General features: G+C 65.4%; 22 protein-coding genes. 11 read left to right on the forward strand and 11 right to left on the reverse strand.

Translation table 11 applies throughout. The annotated features are described in order from the left end of the window. Positions 1-621: a thioredoxin family protein gene (locus tag ABGN05_RS02685; protein ID WP_367952446.1), complete on the reverse strand. Its 621-nt coding sequence runs from the start codon at positions 619-621 to the stop codon at positions 1-3. Positions 622-843: 222 nt separating this feature from the next. Here ABGN05_RS02685 and ABGN05_RS02690 point away from each other — a divergent pair, with 222 nt between their 5' ends. Further along, on the forward strand, positions 844-984 hold the full coding sequence (locus ABGN05_RS02690; protein WP_367952447.1) for a hypothetical protein: 141 nt from the start codon (positions 844-846) through the stop codon (positions 982-984). Between the two features lie 41 nt (positions 985-1,025). On the opposite strand, the gene ABGN05_RS02695 is transcribed toward ABGN05_RS02690, so the two are convergent. Genes ABGN05_RS02695 through ABGN05_RS02715 form a run of 5 tightly spaced genes read right to left on the reverse strand, consistent with a single transcriptional unit; the run spans position 1,026 to position 5,444 of the window. After that, positions 1,026-1,766: a metallophosphoesterase gene (locus tag ABGN05_RS02695; RefSeq protein WP_367952448.1), complete on the reverse strand. Its 741-nt coding sequence runs from the start codon at positions 1,764-1,766 to the stop codon at positions 1,026-1,028. Further along, on the reverse strand, positions 1,767-2,438 hold the full coding sequence (locus tag ABGN05_RS02700) for a LutC/YkgG family protein (RefSeq protein ID WP_367952449.1): 672 nt from the start codon (positions 2,436-2,438) through the stop codon (positions 1,767-1,769). After that, entirely contained in the window at positions 2,435-3,871 is a 1,437-nt protein-coding gene (locus ABGN05_RS02705; protein ID WP_367952450.1) for a LutB/LldF family L-lactate oxidation iron-sulfur protein, read from the reverse strand. Before ABGN05_RS02705 ends, ABGN05_RS02700 begins: the two co-directional genes overlap by 4 nt. A gap of 2 nt (positions 3,872-3,873) precedes the next feature. Beyond that, positions 3,874-4,644: a (Fe-S)-binding protein gene (locus ABGN05_RS02710; RefSeq protein ID WP_367952451.1), complete on the reverse strand. Its 771-nt coding sequence runs from the start codon at positions 4,642-4,644 to the stop codon at positions 3,874-3,876. Continuing rightward, positions 4,641-5,444 (reverse strand): FadR/GntR family transcriptional regulator, encoded by an 804-nt coding sequence (locus tag ABGN05_RS02715; protein WP_367953127.1) that lies wholly within the window; start codon positions 5,442-5,444, stop codon positions 4,641-4,643. Before ABGN05_RS02715 ends, ABGN05_RS02710 begins: the two co-directional genes overlap by 4 nt. A gap of 158 nt (positions 5,445-5,602) precedes the next feature. Between ABGN05_RS02715 and ABGN05_RS02720 the strand changes: the two genes are divergently transcribed. The 8 genes from ABGN05_RS02720 (at position 5,603) to glcF (ending at position 12,956) form a co-directional block, all read left to right on the forward strand. After that, entirely contained in the window at positions 5,603-6,910 is a 1,308-nt protein-coding gene (locus ABGN05_RS02720; RefSeq protein ID WP_367952452.1) for a DUF3422 family protein, read from the forward strand. Between the two features lie 118 nt (positions 6,911-7,028). Continuing rightward, positions 7,029-8,525 (forward strand): FAD-linked oxidase C-terminal domain-containing protein, encoded by a 1,497-nt coding sequence (locus ABGN05_RS02725; protein ID WP_367952453.1) that lies wholly within the window; start codon positions 7,029-7,031, stop codon positions 8,523-8,525. Positions 8,526-8,628: 103 nt separating this feature from the next. After that, positions 8,629-9,207 (forward strand): Uma2 family endonuclease, encoded by a 579-nt coding sequence (locus tag ABGN05_RS02730; protein ID WP_367952454.1) that lies wholly within the window; start codon positions 8,629-8,631, stop codon positions 9,205-9,207. Between the two features lie 204 nt (positions 9,208-9,411). Continuing rightward, entirely contained in the window at positions 9,412-10,659 is a 1,248-nt protein-coding gene (gene glcE / locus ABGN05_RS02735) for a glycolate oxidase subunit GlcE (protein ID WP_367952455.1), read from the forward strand. Next, entirely contained in the window at positions 10,659-11,033 is a 375-nt protein-coding gene (locus ABGN05_RS02740; protein WP_367953128.1) for a DUF4870 family protein, read from the forward strand. Before glcE ends, ABGN05_RS02740 begins: the two co-directional genes overlap by 1 nt. Positions 11,034-11,060: 27 nt before the next feature. Further along, positions 11,061-11,285, forward strand: a complete 225-nt coding sequence (locus tag ABGN05_RS02745; RefSeq protein WP_367952456.1) for a DUF433 domain-containing protein — start codon at positions 11,061-11,063, stop codon at positions 11,283-11,285. Further along, positions 11,282-11,611, forward strand: a complete 330-nt coding sequence (locus ABGN05_RS02750) for a hypothetical protein (RefSeq protein ID WP_367952457.1) — start codon at positions 11,282-11,284, stop codon at positions 11,609-11,611. The genes ABGN05_RS02745 and ABGN05_RS02750 overlap by 4 nt, the downstream gene beginning before the upstream one ends. A 13-nt stretch (positions 11,612-11,624) precedes the next feature. Beyond that, complete coding sequence (gene glcF / locus ABGN05_RS02755; protein ID WP_367952458.1) at positions 11,625-12,956, forward strand: glycolate oxidase subunit GlcF; 1,332 nt, start codon at positions 11,625-11,627, stop codon at positions 12,954-12,956. Here glcF and ABGN05_RS02760 read toward each other — a convergent pair. Next, a complete protein-coding gene (locus tag ABGN05_RS02760) occupies positions 12,934-13,815 on the reverse strand; it encodes a bile acid:sodium symporter family protein (RefSeq protein WP_367952459.1) in 882 nt (293 codons plus the stop codon). The two genes, glcF and ABGN05_RS02760, sit on opposite strands and share 23 nt — an antisense overlap. A 181-nt stretch (positions 13,816-13,996) precedes the next feature. After that, complete coding sequence (locus ABGN05_RS02765; protein WP_367952460.1) at positions 13,997-14,791, reverse strand: L,D-transpeptidase; 795 nt, start codon at positions 14,789-14,791, stop codon at positions 13,997-13,999. A 227-nt stretch (positions 14,792-15,018) separates the two neighbouring features. On the opposite strand from ABGN05_RS02765, the gene ABGN05_RS02770 reads away from it, so the two are divergent. Further along, positions 15,019-15,663: a DNA-3-methyladenine glycosylase I gene (locus ABGN05_RS02770; protein ID WP_373695876.1), complete on the forward strand. Its 645-nt coding sequence runs from the start codon at positions 15,019-15,021 to the stop codon at positions 15,661-15,663. Here the strand turns inward: ABGN05_RS02770 and ABGN05_RS02775 are convergent. The 3 genes from ABGN05_RS02775 to ABGN05_RS02785 are packed head-to-tail and all read right to left on the reverse strand — an operon-like array spanning position 15,658 to position 16,450. Beyond that, a complete protein-coding gene (locus ABGN05_RS02775) occupies positions 15,658-15,780 on the reverse strand; it encodes a hypothetical protein (RefSeq protein WP_367952462.1) in 123 nt (40 codons plus the stop codon). The two genes, ABGN05_RS02770 and ABGN05_RS02775, sit on opposite strands and share 6 nt — an antisense overlap. Continuing rightward, positions 15,777-16,184 (reverse strand): hypothetical protein, encoded by a 408-nt coding sequence (locus ABGN05_RS02780; protein ID WP_367952463.1) that lies wholly within the window; start codon positions 16,182-16,184, stop codon positions 15,777-15,779. Before ABGN05_RS02780 ends, ABGN05_RS02775 begins: the two co-directional genes overlap by 4 nt. A 41-nt stretch (positions 16,185-16,225) precedes the next feature. Then, complete coding sequence (locus tag ABGN05_RS02785) at positions 16,226-16,450, reverse strand: hypothetical protein (protein ID WP_367952464.1); 225 nt, start codon at positions 16,448-16,450, stop codon at positions 16,226-16,228. Positions 16,451-16,747: 297 nt separating this feature from the next. On the opposite strand from ABGN05_RS02785, the gene hisS reads away from it, so the two are divergent. Further along, positions 16,748-18,253, forward strand: a complete 1,506-nt coding sequence (gene hisS / locus ABGN05_RS02790) for a histidine--tRNA ligase (protein WP_367952465.1) — start codon at positions 16,748-16,750, stop codon at positions 18,251-18,253. Positions 18,254-18,334 lie beyond the last annotated feature (81 nt).

Raw genomic sequence — 18,334 nt, forward strand, 5'->3', positions numbered from 1 at the left:
TCAGTCCCAGATTTCGACCTCGGCGCCTTCCGAGCGAAGCTTATCGGCGCGCGCGGTGATGAACTCCTGGAAATGCTGGTCGCGCCAGGCGCCGCTCGCGACGTAGTCGAACATCGACGCGAAGTGGAAAGGCTTGAAGTAGCCCGGCATGACCGCCGCTGCCGCCATATTGGCCGGTTTGCCCGCGGGATCCGCATCCTGCGGGATGAAGATGAGCGTCGGGGTGAAGACCACGCCCCATTTGCGGGCAAGCTCACGCTCCGGCAGTTCCTCGCCATCCGTGTCGGTCACGTTGCGGCTGCCGCGCAGGTCGAGTTGAAGCACGTCGAACGTCGCCTTGATCTGCTCGACGATCGCGGCATCGCGCAGGTTCACGCGGTGCATCTCGCGGCAATAGGGACAGCCGGACTGTTCGAACACGACCACGAGCCCCTTGCCGTTCGCCTGCGCTTCGGCGAGGTCTTCGCCGATATCGAGGAACGACTGCAGGAACCAATCCTGGATGTGGAGGCCATCGTCGCCGAGGCGCGGCTCGGGGAGAAGCCCCTCGACGGGCGTCGCGTGAGAGGCGAGCGGCAGTGAGAGGAAAAGCGACAGCATCGCGATCAGCAGACGTGACATTTTTGATACGCCTTCCGGAATCCGTGTGGAGGATTTCACGGAAGTCTATCACCGATCCCGCTACCAGACTATGGAGACGCCGCCCGGAGCGGATCTGCGACGGGAACTTTCGAACTCGCAAATCGTATTCACGGGAGAAACCGTCCCGTTACGAAATCCGTGCGGCGATGAAACCGAATAGTAACCGCGATCGTGTCGAATGCGACGCAACGAGAAACCGAGATGACACCCGTGAAAGCCACGCTGCTCTCCCTCTTCATGCTCTCCGGCATTGCCCTCTGGGGTGCAGGAATTTACGCTGCCGACGCCGCTTCCGGGCATCAGGTCGTCGATGGATATGGCGTCAGCGCTACCAACCGGTGACGCGGTTCTCCTAACTATTTCCTTCAGTTGCCATAACGACCTCAACTTTCCGCGGAAGCTGAGATCAACCGCTTTTGCGTGCCCTCTATCACCAGCGCGGTGAGCCTGCCGGACTGGTAGGCGAGGGTGTCGACGTTGACCCGGTTCGGCATCAACTGCGGCTCGTGGTGCGGCGTGTGGCCGTGGACGATGACCTTCGGGTGAAGGTGCGGCCAATCGAGGAAGTCGTTCCGTATCCAGACGAGATCGTGGGGGTTCTGCCGCTCGAGCGGGATGCCGGGGCGTATGCCGGCGTGGCAGAAGAAGAAGTCGCCGAAAGACACCGAATAGGGCCGCACAGACAGGAACCCGACATGCTCGCGCGGAACCGCCTGGCACAATTCCCTATGCGCATCGACAAAGCCGCGGCGGTCCCTGCCAGTGATGAAGACCCCGTAAGCGGCGGCGGTCTCCCGGCCTCCGAAATTTGCGAACAATCCTCCAGGGTCCGGTTCGGCGAGGAATTGGAGGAAGCCTAGATCATGGTTTCCTGCAAGCGCCACGTTGCGCTCGTCGGAAGCCACCGCGTGGGTCAGGAAATCGAGTACGCCGGCTGAGTCCGGGCCACGGTCAACGTAGTCGCCGAGATGAACGATGCGCCAGTCGGCGGGCCTGTCCTGCTCGATCTCGTCGCGGATGATGGCATGCATGCGTCGCAAAAGGTCGAGGCGTCCGTGCACGTCGCCGATCGCGTAGATGCGGACGCCGTCCGGTCCCGCCGCGTCGAGAAAGTGGACGCCCAATTACCCCACCACGATCACATGAACCGCGCGGGGGCCGTGGGCGCCGAGTATGATCTTCTGTTCGATGTCGCCCGACCGCGACGGCCCCGTGATCAGGTTCAGCGTACGCGGCATCTCGCCCTTGCCGAACTTTTTCCGGACCCGCCCCATGACGCTTTCCAGATCGCCGGAGATATCCTTCGCGTCGACGACGACGATATGGTGCTCGGGCAGGAAATTGATGGTCGTGGGGTTGTCTTTGCCGGACGCGAGCGCGACCGTACCCGTTTCGGCGATGCCCGCGAGCGCATGGCTGACGCCCGTCTCGTCGAAGCCGTCGGAAGGGCCGCGCCTGACCTCAAGCGACCCGAACTTGTCCCAGGGCATCGATTTCAGGCGGCGATCGTCGCCGATGCGGATCGAGGAGGGAAGGTTCTTTGCGCGCAGATACTCGCTGATCGCCTTCGGCACCCGGTCGTGCGACCTCACCCGCACGACGGACGCGGTAACCCTTCGCGCCATTTCGCAGAACAGTTCGACGCGCGCATCGTCGTCGAGCTGGCCACGGGCGGGGATGACGCCCTTCGGCGGCCGGGAAAGCCGGGACTCGACAGCCTTCCGGCGGGCTTCGTCGCTGTGGCCTGCGGCGAGCGCGCCGCGGATCTTGGTCATGATCGCGTCGCGGGGGCTCATGAGAGCGCTCCCTGCTTGATCGCGTCCCGCTCGCGCCACTGCTGCCGGAAGGTCCGGCTCTCCGGAGCCGGCAGGTCGCGGTGCCTGGTCCAGCCGCCGGCCAGCGGCAGCCAGGAGAATCGTCGATTCCTGCCGCCGAGCATGCCGAGAACGGGAATACCGAGCGACGTGGCGAGGTTGTATGCCCAGGGCCGCCTGGCGAACCACGCCCAGATTCCGAGCCCGTAGCGCTGCGTGGCGGGGTTCAGGCCGCGCTCGAATTCCTTCTCGCGCCAGTGGCGCATCATCTTCGGCAGCGGGATCTTCATCGGGCAGACCGCCTCGCAGCGGCCGCAGAAGGTGGAGGCGTTCGGCAGATGCCCGCCCTTGTCGATGCCGATGAGGGCCGGCGTCAGAACCGCGCCCATCGGGCCGGGATAGACCCAGCCGTAGGCGTGGCCGCCGATCGCGTGATAGACCGGGCAGTGGTTCATGCAGGCGCCGCAGCGGATGCAGCGCAGCATCTCCTGGAACTCCGTGCCGAGCATGGACGAGCGGCCGTTGTCGAGCAGGATGACGTGGTACTGCTCGGGCCCGTCCGGATCGCCGTTGCGCTTCGGCCCGGTCGAGAGCGTCGTGTAGACGCTCATGTCCTGGCCAGTCGCCGAGCGTGCCAGGACCCGCAGGATCTGGCTGGCGTCATTCAGCGTGGGAACGATCTTCTCGATCGATGCCAGCACGACGTGGACGCGCGGCAGGATCTGGGTGAGATCGCCATTGCCCTCGTTGGTGACGATGATGGAGGAACCTGTCTCGGCTACGAGGAAGTTCGCGCCGGTGATGCCGACGTCGGCCTCGAAATACTTGGCGCGCAGGATGCGCCGCGCCTCGTCGAGCAGCGTCTCCGGCTCGGTCAGGTCGCGGTCGGGCGCCAGATGGTTGTGGACCCGGCGAAAGTCGGCCTCGACCTGCTCCTTGTTGACGTGGACGGCGGGCGCGATGATGTGGCTGGGGTGCTCGCCGCGCAACTGGATGATGTATTCGCCCAGATCGGTCTCGATCGGCTGGATGCCGGCCGCCTCGAGGAAATCGTTGAGCTCGATCTCCTCGGTGATCATCGACTTGCCCTTGGTCACCGTGCGGGCATTGGTCATGCGGCAGATGTCGAGCACGATGCGGCGGGCGTCGGCAGCCGTCTCGGCCCAGTGGACATGACCCCCGGCGGCAGTCACCTGGCTTTCGTAGGCTTCGAGGTAGAGGTCGAGGTTCTCCAGCGTGTGGTTCTTGATGTCGCGGGCACTGTCGCGCAGCGCGTCGAATTCGGGCAGCGCATCGACCGCCTTCTGGCGCTTGTCGATGAAGCCGCCGCGCACGTTGCCGAGCGCCTTCTGCAACTGGGCGTCATCGAGCGCGTGGCGGGCGTTCTGCTTGAAGGCAGGGGAAGTGATCTGCATGGTCAGCCCTTCCCGCCGATCGGCGCGGTGTCGGTCATGCCGGCGAGCACCTCGGCGACGTGGCGGGCCTCGACCCTGGAGCCCTGGCGCTTCAGCTTGCCGGCCATGTTCATCAGGCAGCCGAGATCACCCGCCAGCAGCGTTTCGGCACCGCTCGCCTCGATGGTCATCGTCTTCGTCTCGACGATGGCGTTCGACACGTCCGGGTACTTGACGCAGAAGGTGCCGCCGAAGCCGCAGCAGACGTCGGGATCGCGCATCTCGCGGATTTCCGTCCCCGCCATGGAAGAGAGCAGCGCGCGCGGCTGGCCCTTGATGCCGAGCTCGCGCAGGCCCGAGCAGGAATCGTGGTAGGTGACCGCGCCGGCATTGGCCGCCGTCACCCTGTCCATGCCGCGCACGTCGACGAGGAACGAGACGAGTTCGTACACCCTTGCCGAAAAGGCCTTCGCGCGTGCCTCCCATGCGGGATCGTCCTTGAAGAGCGCCGGATAGTGCTTCTTCAGCATGCCTGCGCAGGAGCCCGACGGCGCCACGACGTAGTCGAAGCCCTCGAAGGCGCGGATCGTGTTTTCCGCGATCGCACGCGTGTCGGCCCGGTCGCCCGAATTGTAGGCCGGCTGGCCGCAGCAGGTCTGCGCCATCGGCACGTCGACCTGGCAGCCGGCATCCTCGATGAGCTTTACCGCCGCGAAACCGACCACCGGCCGGAAAAGGTCCACCAGGCAGGTTACGAAAAGGCCCACCTTCGGTCTGTCACTCGTCGCGTTCAATGCGCGTTCCCCATCGTCTTTCTCGTTTCGGCGCCGTTGCGGTGCATCAGCCTGAGCCGCGAAACCTTGTGCCAGCCTTCGCTGCGTTCCGCCTCGTTCATGGCGCGCTCCACATAGTCGATATGGTCCCGCGCCGCGGTCCGCGCCTTTGCCGGATCGCCGTCGATGACCGCCTCTCCGATCGCCTGATGCTGCGCGAGCAGGTCGTCGCGGGCGCCGGGCAGGGCGTAGATCAGCGTGCGGTTGACGAAGACGTCGTCGGCGAGCAGCCGATAGCATGAGCGTAGCGTGTGCAGGAGGATGATGTTGTGCGCGCTCTCGCCGACCGCGCCATGCAACTCGACGTCGAGTGCCGCTTCCTCGGCGAAATCCGCGCGTCCGTGCGCGGTCTTCATCCGGCCGAGCACGTCGGCCAGCATTGTCCGGTCGTCCGGCGTCGCGCGCCGCGCGGCATATTCCGCGGCCACGGCCTCGAGTTCGCGCCGGTATTCGAGAAAGTCACGCGACGCCTTCTTGTGCGTGGCGATCAGGTCGAGCACGGGCCGCGTGAACACCTCGCCGATGATGTCGGCCACATGCGTACCGCCGCCATGGCGCGTTACGAGCAGGCCACGCGCTTCCAGTTCCTTCAACGCGTCGCGGAGGATCGGCCGCGAGACGTCGAATTGGCGCGACAGCTCGCGCTCGCCCGGCAGGCGATCGCCGGCGCGAAAGATGCCTTCGAGGATCAGGCTCTCGATCTGGTGGACCACCTCGTCGGACGTTCGGGAATGCTCGATGGGGGCGAAGATTTCTTCCAACTCGTGCTCCGGCCGCAGCATGCGCGACGCGCCGACCCTATAACTGGTCAAGAATCTTGTCCAGTTGCTTGAGGCATGGCGGATGCGTTGCCGGACGCGATGCCGCATGGACGCGTCGATCCGTGCGGGTAAGCTTCCATCGCCACTCGGGAGGGATCATGAACGAGCACGCAGGCGCGGTGCCGCAGGAGACGCCCCTGACCGGAACGGTGATGGCCTTCCGCGCGCATGAGGCGAGGGCGGGCGCGGTGGGCGAAGTGCACGCGCGCCCCTATCCGCTCATCGAGACGCCGCGCCACCTGATCCAGCTCGCCTTCATGACCGAGGGCGGATCGACCGTCGACCACGCCGTCCTGAGCGAACTGTCGCGGCGTCTGGGAATGGCGCCGCCCGATCGGCAGGCGCGTCACCATGCCATGCCATGGGCCCGGGGCACGCTGCGCTGGGAGCGGCACACGGAATTCTCGACCTATCTCTGGGACGGGCCGCCGCCAGCCGCCGGCGGGCGGGACGAGAACCCCTTCGGCAACGGCTTTTCGGCACCTGGGCTGGTGATCTCGGGCGCGCGGCTGATGATCATGCCCTGGAACGCTGAGAACGAGGCGCTGATCCAGGCGTTCGATCCCGCGAGCCTGTGCCATTCGCTGGTCGAGAACGGAATGGCGGCGGCAGTTACCGACTTTTGCCAGGACGGTAACGGCCTCACGCGTATCCTCGTGCTCGACCGCGGCCTTGCGCCGGCTCGCATCGGGGCGCTGGCGCAACGGCTGATCGAAGTCGAAACCTACCGGACGCTCGCCATGCTCGGCCTGCCGCTGGCGCAGTCGCTTTCGCCGCGGATGCGCCGCATCGAGGATCGGCTGGCGCTGATCACGAGCCAGATGCGGTCCACCGCGGAGCGGCGCAACCAGGACATGCTGGCCGAACTGACCGAACTCGCGGCGGAGTTGGAGGCGGATGCGGCGGCCAGCCTCTACCGCTTCGGCGCGAGCCGCGCCTATCACGGGATCGTCGAGGAGCGGCTGGCGGCCCTTGGCGAGGAGCCGGCGCCGGGCGGCGAGACCTGGTCTGCATTCCTGGAGCGGCGCGTGGCCCCGGCTATGCGCACCTGCCGTTCGGTGGAGGAGCGGCAGGCGAACCTGTCCCGCAAGCTCGCCCGCGCGGCGACGCTGCTCCGCACCTGGGTCGACGTGGAAGTGGAACAGGGCAACCGCGACCTGCTCGCCTCGATGAACCGCCGGGCAAAGATGCAGCTTCGCCTGCAGCAGACGGTCGAGGGCCTCTCGGTCGCAGCCGTGTCCTACTACGTCGTCGGGCTGATCGGGTATCTCGCCAAGGGCGCTGCGCCGTTCGGGCTGGCCGTGAAGCCGGAAGCCCTGACCGCGGCTCTCGTAGTGCCCGTGGTCGCGGGCGTCTGGTGGACCGTGCGGCGCATCAGGCGGACGCACGGGGAGGGAGGGGAATAGGGAGCAAGAAGCAGGCGGGGGGACAAGTCCGCCGAGAGTCCCGCGATCGACCGTCTCCGCCATTTGCGCCTGTCGGAAAAACTGGTAAAGAGTTTTTACCACTTCGCGCGGAGGCCTCATGACCGGACTGGCGATGCCCAAACCCGACCCTGCCACACTTGGCCGGCGCACCGAGATCGTGGAGGACATGAAGATCATCGTGCCGAACGAGGGCGTGGTCGACGCCGTCAACGGCATGCGCGCCTTCGAGACGGACGGGCTGACCGCGTATCGGCAACTGCCTCTGGTCGTCGTCCTGCCGGAGACGACGGCGCAGGTCTCGCGTATCCTGAAATACTGCAATGACCGCAACATCCGCGTGGTGCCGCGCGGTTCCGGCACGTCCCTGTCCGGCGGCGCCCTGCCGCTGGAGGATGCCGTGCTGCTGGTGATGAGCCGCTTCAACCGCATCCTCGACATCGACTTCGCCAACCGGACGGTGACGGCGCAGCCGGGCGTAACCAATCTCGGCATCACCCATGCGGTGGAGCAGGAGGGATTCTACTACGCACCCGACCCGTCATCGCAGATCGCCTGCTCGATCGGCGGCAACGTGGCGGAAAACTCGGGCGGCGTGCACTGCCTGAAATATGGGCTGACTGCCAACAACGTGCTGGGTATCGAGATGGTGCTGATGAACGGCGGGGTGGTACGCCTCGGCGGCAAGCATCTGGATGCGGAGGGCTATGACCTCTTGGGCATCATGACGGGTTCCGAGGGCCTGCTCGGCGTAGTGACCGAGGTGACAGTGCGCATCCTGAAGAAGCCCGAAGCGGCGCGCGCGCTGCTGATCGGCTTTCCGTCCAGCGAGGCGGCGGGACAGTGCGTGGCCGACATCATCGGCGTCGGCATCATCCCCGGCGGAATGGAGATGATGGATGGGCCGGCCATCCGCGCGGCGGAGGATTTTGTGCATGCCGGCTATCCGCTCGATGTCGACGCGCTGCTGATCGTCGAACTCGACGGTCCGGGGCCGGAGATCGACCATCTGATCGGCGAGGTGCAGCGGATCGCGGTCGAGAACGGCTCCACCACGTGCCGGGTTTCGACCTCGGACGAGGAGCGGCTGTCCTTCTGGGCCGGGCGCAAGGCAGCCTTTCCGGCGGTCGGGCGCATCTCTCCAGACTATTATTGTATGGACGGCACGATCCCGCGCAAGGAACTGCCGAAGGTGCTGGCCGGGATGCGCGAGATGTCGGAGCGCTACGGGCTCGGCGTCGCCAACGTCTTCCACGCCGGTGACGGAAACCTGCATCCGCTGATCCTCTACGACGCCAATAATCCCGGCGAACTGGAGAAGGCGGAAGCCTTTGGCGCCGACATCCTGCGGCTCTGTGTCGAGGTCGGCGGGGTACTCACCGGCGAGCACGGTGTGGGCGTGGAGAAGCGCGACCTGATGGGAACCATGTTCAACCAGGCCGATCTCGACCAGCAGATGCGGGTGAAATGCGCCTTCGATCCCAACCATCTGCTCAACCCGGGCAAGGTCTTTCCGCAATTGAGACGCTGCGCCGAACTGGGGCGCATGCACGTGCATCGGGGGCAGATAGCGTTTCCGGACATACCCAGGTTTTGATGGTAGCGCGGGGCGCGAGGAACCAGGACCGGCCGTGCCCTGAGGCGGCTTTGGTTGGACGCCGGAAATCCGCTATGATGGAAGGGAGTAGGAGGCCGTCTCCATGAATACGCATGTCGCGCCACCGTCTGGCAAACTGACTGTCGAAGAGTTTCTGGAGTTCATCGAGGATCGTCCGCGCGAGGAACGCTGGCAATTGGTCGACGGAGAGCCGTTCATGATGATGTCGCCTGCAACGCGCCCGCATCAAATGATCGGCCGCAACCTCGCACGGCTGTTGGACAATGCGCTGGAGAAGCACAGGAAGGATTTGGTAGCGCTTCAGGAGATCGGCATCCGGTCTGAAGAACATCCCGATTTCCTGGCAGTAGCCGATGTGGCGGTGGTCGACGCGGAGGTCGAGAACGAGATCTACGGAACGAGTTTCTATCTTGCGGCTGAGATTCTCTCCGATTCGAACACCCGTGAGTCGATCAGTCGGAAACGGTCGATCTATTCGGTCACGCCGTCCTGTCTCTGCGTGTTGGTTCTCTCCCAGAGGGATTTCGCGGTCGAAGTCTGGACTCGGGCGGACGACTGGAAAGGACGCGTCTATCGATCGCCAGACGACCTGATCGAGCTTCCCGAGTTCGGCTTTTCCTGCAAGGTCGCCGATCTCTATCGCGGCACGCCGGTGAAGTGACGATGGGGAGGCAGAAATCGTACTTTCCCGTATAGATCGAATAAGCGCCATGCCAGTCCTGACGATCAATGACGGCGGTCGGATTGGTCTTTCGGCGGAATTGGTGGGGCGTCTCGGACTGCGTGAATGGGGGCCAGCTCGAGGTTGTGCGATTGCCAAAGAATACACGACGTCCCGGCCCGGCATGACGGTATCGCATTTCACATGACCACCTTCACGCCCACCACCGCCGCCGAGGTGCTGGCCGCCGTCCAATGGGCGGCCGGCGAGGGCGAGCCGCTGGAGATCGTCGGACAAGGCTCCAAGCGCGGCATCGGCCGGCCCGTGCAGACCGAGCACGTTATGGACGTGTCCCGCTTTACGGGCGTGACACTCTACGAGCCGGAAGAACTGGTGCTCTCGGCCCGTTCCGGCACGCCGGTGGCCGAGATCGAGGCGCTGCTGGCCGAGCACGGCCAGGAACTCGCCTTCGAACCGATGGACTACGGTCCGCTACTCGGCGGCGAGGCGGGAGGCGGGAGCATCGGCGGGGTGCTGGCGGCAAACCTCGCCGGTCCCCGCCGTCTCAAGGCAGGCGCCGCGCGCGACCACATCCTCGGCATCCGTGCCGTCTCGGGCCGCGGCGAAGCCTTCAAGTCGGGCGGGCGGGTGGTGAAGAACGTCACCGGCTACGATCTCTCCAAGGCGATGGCCGGCTCATGGGGCACGCTGGCGGCGTTGACCGACGTGACCTTCAAGGTTCTGCCAAAGTCCGAGACCGAGACCACGCTGGCCTTGCGCGGCCTAACGGAGGAACAGGCGGCGGCGGCCATGGCGGCCGCGATGGGCTCCAGCGCAGAGGTATCGGCGGCGGCGCACCTGCCGGAGACGGTGACAGGCAAGGTGCTCGACGGCGCGCTATCGGGCGCGGGTTCGACCCTCCTGCGCGTCGAGGGCTTCGGACCGTCGGTGGTCTATCGCGCGACGATGCTCAAGGACATGTTCCGGTCGTTTGACATCGACGAACTGGAAGAAGTCCGCTCCAGGACGCTTTGGCGCGAGGTGCGCGACTGCAAGCCCTTTGCCGATGGGACGCGGAACCCGGTTTGGCGGCTCTCGATGGCGCCGGGCGAGGCTCACCGGATGGTCATGGCGTTGCGGATGGAAACTGCTGCCGATGCCTTCTACGACTGGCAGGGGGGGCTGGTCTGGTTGCGTCTGGAAGGCGACAGCGAGGCGGCGGCCCTGCGGCGGCTGGTGAAGCAGTTCGGCGGCGGACACGCCACGCTGGTGCGGGCGAGTCTCGCTGAACGCGCCGCGGTTCCGGTATTCCAGCCGCAGCCGCCGGCACTCGCGGCGCTTTCGGCAAGGCTCAAGGAGCAGTTCGATCCGAAGGGAATACTCAATCCGGGCCGGATGGGACTGCCCGAAACTTCGGGGCAGGCCGGTTCTATCGTGACGGAGGCGACATGATGAGCGAGAGCAACCCTTCGGGCGGGCGGCAGACGGATCGCTGGCTGGAACCCGGCCGCACGAACGTCCAGGTCGTCTACATCCTCTATCTCGTCGGCTTCGCCATCGGCTTCACCCCGCTGATCGGCCTCGTCATGGCCTACCTGAATCGCGGCAAGGCGGGCGGCTGGGTCGAGACGCACTACACCTATGCGATCCGTACCTTCTGGATTGGGCTGCTCTATGCCTTCCTAAGCGCGGTGCTCGCGGTGGTGCTGATCGGTTTCCTGCTGATGATCGCGGTGGCGGTGTGGTTCGTGGTACGTTGCGTGGTCGGGCTGCAGGCGGCGAGCCGCAACGAGCCGATCAGGAACCCGGACAGCTGGGTGATCTGAGGGAATTCCTTACACAAGGAGGATGAGATGCAGCTTTCCGATGTGCTCAGCTGCGATCCCGATGTCGTTTCGGGGGCGGTCGTCTTCAAGGGAACGCGCGTGCCCGTCGAGGCGCTGTTCGAGAACCTGCGCGGTGGGATGTCCTTGGAGGAGTTCTTCGAGAACTATCCGACGGTCGAGCGGAGCCAGATCGATGCGGTGCTTGTTCTGGCTTCGAAGGATATCGAGAAGAAGTTGTCGAGAGCAGCTTGAAAACCATCCTCGATGAAGGCGTTCCGCGAAAGATCGCTGGTCTGCTCCGCAATGCAGGTTGCACCGTCGACCCGTTTCCGAACGACTGGAAAGGTCAGACAAATGGTCGCTTGCTGAGGCTCGTCGGATCGGTGGAGTACAGCTGTCTCCTGACCTGCGACAAGAACCTGGCGCATCAACAGAATCTCGTGGCAGCAGGGTCGGCCGTCGTGGTTCTTCTGACCCATGATCTCGCGGCTCTCAAGGAAATCATAGATCTTGTCGCCGCAGCGATCGGCCAGGCGCAGATTGGCACGGTCGGCCTCGTGCCGTCATCCAGAACATAGGGCATCAACTGCGATGCAGACCTCATTCTCCCCCGACCAGCTCGCCGATCCCCATGTCGCCGAATCCGAAAAGATCCTGCGCAAATGCGTGCATTGCGGCTTCTGCACGGCGACCTGCCCGACCTATGTTACGCTCGGCAACGAACTCGACAGTCCGCGCGGGCGCATCTACCTGATCAAGGACATGTTGGAGAACGACCGGCCGGCCGATGAGGAGGTGGTCACCCATATCGACCGTTGCCTCTCCTGCCTGTCCTGCATGACGACCTGCCCCTCCGGCGTCAACTACATGCATCTGGTCGACCATGCCCGCGCCCATATCGAGAAGACCTACCGACGGCCGCCGATCGACCGGCTGACGCGCAGCGTGCTCGCGGCCGTCCTACCCCACCCGGCGCGGTTTCGGGTCGCCCTTTCCCTGGCAAGGCTGGGGCGGCCTTTCGCGCCGCTGTTCAGGGCCATGGGGTTGAAGCCGTTCGCGGCGATGCTGGCGCTTGCGCCGGACAGGGTTCCGCCGAAGTCGCCCTCCGCCGAGCCAGGAACACGCGCGGCCGCCGGTCCGCGGCGCGGGCGCGTGGCGCTGCTCTCGGGCTGCGCGCAGCCGGTGCTTAAGCCCGGCATCAACGAGGCGACGATCCGGCTCCTGACGCGGCTCGGCATCGAGGTCGTACTGCCGAAAGGCGAGGGCTGCTGCGGGGCGCTGGTGCATCACATGGGTCGCGAGGAGGATGCGCTCGACGCCGCCCGGCGCAACGTCGACGTCTGGACGGCGGAGATCGAGGGTGGGGGCCTCGATGCGATCGTCATCACCGCGTCAGGTTGCGGCACCACGATCAAGGATTACGGCTTCATGCTGCGGCTCGATCCGGTCTACGCGCAGAAGGCCGCGCGAATCTCGGCGCTGGCGAAGGACGTGACTGAGTATCTGGCGACGCTCGATCTTCCCGTGCCGGACCATGCGCCGGGTCTGACGCTCGTCTATCACTCCGCCTGTTCCATGCAGCACGGCCAGAAAATAACCCGCCAGCCGAAGCAGCTTCTGGCGAAGGCAGGGTTCGTTGTGAAGGATCCGCGGGAGGGGCACCTGTGCTGCGGCTCGGCCGGCACCTACAACATCCTCCAGCCGGAAATCGCCGCCCAACTGCGCGACCGCAAGGTGAAGAACCTCCAAGCGACCGGCGCGACCCTGGTGGCGACCGGAAACATCGGCTGCATCACCCAGATCGCCTCGGCGGCGAAGATGCCGGTGGTCCACACGGTGGAATTGCTAGACTGGGCCTACGGCGGTCCCAGGCCGGAAGGCGTTGCTGAGCCGGGTGCATCTACGTTGGAAGCTGCGCAGTAGCGGGACGCGCGAGGCTGCGACGCCAGAACATGTACGGGATGACGATGAAGTACATCGTCACGCCGTAGACACCGGCCGGGACGCTGTAGATCGGCACGGCGGCATCGGGTCCTGCGATCAGCGCGCCGACCGTGATGCCGAGCGCGGCGTTCTGGATGCCGGCGTCGATGGAGACCGCCGTGGCCTGACCTGGCTCGAGCCCTGTCGACCACGCCAGCGCAAGTCCCCCCACCAGGAGCGAAGATGCGAGCATGACGACGCTTGGGCCGAGGACCGGCAGCGTCGCCACGAAGATGTTCCAGTTGACCAGAAGGGCGCCCGAGATGATGGCGACCAGAAGCAGCATCGAAAGCTTGCGGGTCGGAATGTCGATGATTTCGGTCAAGGCCGGGGCGTAGCGCCGGACCAGCATGCCGGCGACGACCGGTATCGTCGTGATGGCGAACATGGACAGGCCGAGCGAGGTCACCTCGATCTCGGGGGCTTCCGCTCCCAGAAAGTGATCGACGAAGAAAGCAGCCAGGAGCGGCATGGTGACGACCGCAGCGAGGCTGGAGATCCCATTGAGCGATATGGAGAGTGCCACGTCTCCATGACTGTACCTCGTCATGAGGTTGGCGGTGGGGCCGCCGGGGCAAAGCGACAGGATCATCAGTCCAAGCGCCATGTCGGGCGCCAGCCCGAAGACCAGCGCAATGACGTAGGCGGTCGTCGGCATCAGGACGAACTGTACCAGCAAGCCCACGGCGAAGGCCTTGGGATGTCGGCCGAGGCGCGCGAAATCGTCGATGACGAGACCAAGACCCAGAGAGAACATGATCACTACCAGGACGATTGGCAGGAAAAGCGTGATGGTCATGCTCATTTCGAGTCTTTCGTTGGCGGTTGATCGGCCGATGACGGCGTCGCATTTTTCCGTAGAGCCGAAAGGGCGGCGCGCTCTCGCGCCCCGCCCTTCGTGCCCGCGTCCCGGCCGGACAGATCCCCTCGTCCGGCCGCCCCCGCGCGGTATGCCGCCGGTCGGACCGGCGGTAAGCGGATCAAATCACGATCACCTTGGTGCCGACGCCGACCCGGTTGTAGAGTTCTATCACGTCCTCGTTGCGCATGCGGATGCAGCCCGACGAAACGTGCTGGCCGATCGTCCAGGGCGCGTTGGTGCCGTGGATGCGGTAGAGAGTCGAGCCGAGGTAGAGCGCACGGGCGCCGAGCGGATTGGCGGGCCCGCCGGCCATGTGGACGGGCAGATCCCGGCCCTTGGCGCGCTCGCGCGCGATCATCTCGGCCGGCGGGCGCCAGTCGGGCCATTCCCGCTTCTGGGTGACCTTGTGGGTGCCGGCCCATTCGAAGCCCGGCTTGCCGGTGCCGACGCCGTAGCGCCGGGCCTTGCCGCCGGCTTCCACGAGGAAGAGGAAGTTCTGGTTGGTATCGATGACGATCGTGCCCGGCTTCTCGGGACCGTCATAGGAAACCGTCTGCGGCAGGTAGACCGGGTTTATCTGCGGCTCCACCGGCTTCGCTGCCGGTCGGGTGACCGCGGCGGTCTGCAGGCCGCGGTCGAAGGCGGGCTGGCGGGCACGGGGCTGCGCCATGACGCGCAGGCCGTCGCGGTCGACCAGCACGCGTTCGCGCGCCGGGTAGTAGGCCTGCCGGGTTGCCTGCGTTCGCACGACCTGCCGCTGCGGCTTGCTTCTCAGTTGCAGGACCCATGGGGCCGACAGGTCGGGGCTGACCACCAGCGGGGGACGCTGTCCGTAGCGTTCCTGGGACGCGGCCGGCGAGGCGGAAAGCGCGGCGGCAAGCGCCGCGCAGGCAATAAGTATGGATTTTTTCATCGGACGTACTCTCCACGCATCGTTCGACAGCCGAACGCCAGGCCGATGGGGCCGACGTCCGGAACCGCTACGATTGTGGGGGAGCCGGGGAGTCGGAATGGTGAATCGGAATCGCTAAAAGGCGCGAATGTCAGGAAAGGTTTCGGTGTGGTTACCGCGCGGTTCAGGAATCTGGTAAAGCGCCGCTTAAGCGCTGCCGCGCGCCGTTAACGAAGATGGGTCGGGACATGGGTGAAGTAGGAAACGGCCTGATGGAAGGGACTGATGGCGCCGTCCGTTGCACCTGGCCGGGGAATGACGACCTCTACCAGCACTACCACGACCACGAATGGGGACATCCGGTCGCCGACGACCGGCGGCTGTTCGAGAAGATCTGCCTGGAAGGGTTCCAGTCCGGGCTCTCCTGGCTCACGATCCTGCGGAAGCGCGAGAATTTTCGCGAGGCCTTCGAGAACTTCCATTTCGAGCGCCTGGCGCTGTTCGCGGATCGCGACGTCGAGCGGCTTCTGACCAACAGCGGCATCGTGCGCCATCGCGGCAAGATCGTCTCGGTGATCAACAACGCCAAGCGCGCCCGCGATCTGGCCGACGAGGAGGGTTCGCTGGCCGCATGGTTCTGGAAGTTCGAACCGCAGGCGCACGAGCGGCCCAAGGTGCTCGATCTTGCGACGCTGAGGGCCATGCCGAAGACCGAAGTGTCGACGCGCATCTCGAAGGAACTGAAGAAGCGCGGCTGGACCTTCGTCGGGCCGACGACGGTCTATGCCTTCATGCAGGCCATGGGGCTGGTCAACGATCACATCGAAGGGTGCGTGTGCCGGCCGCTCGTGGAACTCGAGCGGCAGCAGTTCAAGCGGCCCGGCCGGTCATAGACCGCAAAGCGGATAGCCCTTGTGGAAGGGCGTGCACGTCCCGCCCCGGCCGCCGCAGCTGAGCAGGCTGGCGGAGAGCGCGATCGTGACCAGGGCGACGAGGACCGCGGTCTTCATGACGCAGCCTTCCGGTAGCGGCCCCTGTGCCCGGAACCGGCGATGTCCCAGACGAGATCGCGCCCCTGGGCCTCCAGGACGAGGCCCTTGAAGCCGCGATTGTCCGGCGTGTGCATGCGCGACGCGGCACTTCGCCCTTCCGGCACCAGCGAAAGGGTCGCGCCGCCCAGGCTCCAGCAGCCGCGGCCATACTGGTCGTTGGCGCCGTAGGCGAGCATGAACTCGAACGAGCCGTCGGGCCTGAGCAGGATTTCCGACCCGACCTCGCGGACGCCCTGGAGATAGTAGTGGCCGACATAGACGGGGTTGCCTGGCGCGCAGCTGCCCGATTGGGTCGCGGTCCGGACGCAGCCCGCCAGTCCGGCCATGAGGACGACGGCGGCCGCGATACCAAGACGACGCATCGCGCTTCGCCGGGGCGCTGCGGGGACGTTGCCGATCCGGATCATCCCGCGTTGGCTCCGCCCGCCAGCATGACGGCAGCGAGAACGATTGTTACCGAGCCGATCAGCGGATAGAGCGCAAGCGCCAGCGTGAATGCCGCGCGGCGCAGTTCGCCCGGCGCGCTCTGCTGCGCGATAGCCGCCGCCCGCGCGCCGTGCGGATTAAACCCGAACGCCGCCGCCGACCGTGTTTCCGTTCCGAACGGGTTCTTGTCGAGCCGTTCCATTTCCTTCGCCTCCGATGAAGAAGACGCCCCAAGGGGGCATATCGGTGCTTCGAGTATCGGCTTCGTGTCGGAGCGGCAGCGAGAAGTTTCACAGAAGAAACGAAAGGAAATGAAGGAAAGCGAAAATCGTCGCTGTTCCGAGGCAGGCCGGCGCACCGGTCTTCGCGCAGGCGCGAGCTTCGGGAGCCGCCACCTGGCCGGCACCACCCTTGCCGCTCCGCAATGCATCGGTTACACGCGCGCAGGACTTCCCATGACGGCCCCGAGCGGCCGCGAACCGGCGGAAAACTGCGAGAAATGACCGGAAAGAGTGACAGGACGAAAGCGCGGCTGCCGCGCGGCTTCGTCGACCGGCAGGCGGCCGACATCCGTGCCGTGGAGGAGATGTGCGCAAAGATCCGCGCCGTCTACGAACTCTACGGTTTCGAGCCCGTCGAGCAGCCGATGATCGAATACACCGACGCGCTGGGAAAGTTTTTGCCCGACCAGGACCGGCCGAACGAGGGGGTGTTCTCCTTCCAGGACGACGACGAGCAGTGGCTCTCCCTGCGCTACGACCTCACCGCGCCACTGGCCCGCTACGTGGCCGAGAACTTCGAAAAACTGTCGAAACCGTTCCGCAGCTACCGGCAGGGTTGGGTGTTCCGCAACGAGAAGCCGGGGCCGGGGCGATTCAGGCAGTTCATGCAGTTTGACGCGGATACCGTCGGCACGCCGGGCGTGGCAGCGGATGCCGAGATGGCCATGATGATGGCCGACGTGATGGAGGCGCTGGGGATTCCGCGCGGGGATTATGTGATCCGCGTGAACAACCGAAAGGTGCTGGACGGGGTGCTGGAGGCGATCGACCTCGGCGGCGAGGAGAATGCGGGTCGTAGGCTGACGGTGCTGAGGGCGATCGACAAGCTGGACAAGTTTGGCCCGGAGGGGGTGAGGCTGCTGCTGGGGGCAGGACGCGAAGACGAAAGCGGTGATTTCACCAAGGGGGCGGGGCTGGATGAGGAGCAGATAGAGGCAATAGTCAGGTATGTCTCGGCCGATCCTCAGCAGCCCGAAAGTGGACTGCTAACTGGCCCACTGCCTATAGCGGATAGCGAGCTACGTAGAGAGGGAACTATGGAGCTTGTCGAGATCGGAAAATTATGCCGCGCGGCAGGTTACGGTGAGGATAGGATAAAGATAGATCAATCCGTTGTCCGCGGCCTCGAATACTACACCGGCCCCGTTTACGAAGCCGAACTCCTGGCCGAGATTCCCAACGAGGACGGGCAGATCGTTCGCTTCGGCTCGGTCGGCGGCGGCGGGCGCTATGACGGGCTGGTGTCGCGGTTCCGTGGCGAGCCGGTGCCGGCGACGGGTTTTTCCATCGGCGTATCGCGCCTGATGACTGCGCTGAAGAACCTCGGAAAGCTTCAGACGGCAGAGATTCCCGGCCCCGTGGTCGTGCTGGTGATGGACCGGGACACGGAAAGCCTCGGCCGCTACCAGAAGATGGTCGGCGACCTGCGCACCGCGGGCATCCGTGCCGAGATGTATCTCGGCGGTTCCGGCATGAAGCCGCAGATGAAGTATGCCGACCGGCGTGGCGCGCCGTGCGTCGTCATCCAGGGCGGCGACGAGCTTGCCAAGGGCGTCGTGCAGGTCAAGGACCTCGTTGAAGGCGCTCGGCTGGCTGAACAGATCACCGACAACGCCGAATGGCGCGAGGGCCGCCCGGCGCAGGTGGAGGTGGCCGAGAGCGAACTGGTGGCGACGGTGCGGGGGATCATCGAGGCGCAGAAGGCGGAGCGGGGACGTGGCTGATCGGACTGTGACGTCACCTTCTCCCCTTGTGGGAGAAGGTGGCCTCGCGCAGCGAGGTCGGATGAGGGGTGCTGGATGGAG

This window comes from Aquibium pacificum (assembly GCF_040839445.1).
Lineage (GTDB): Bacteria > Pseudomonadota > Alphaproteobacteria > Rhizobiales > Rhizobiaceae > Aquibium > Aquibium pacificus.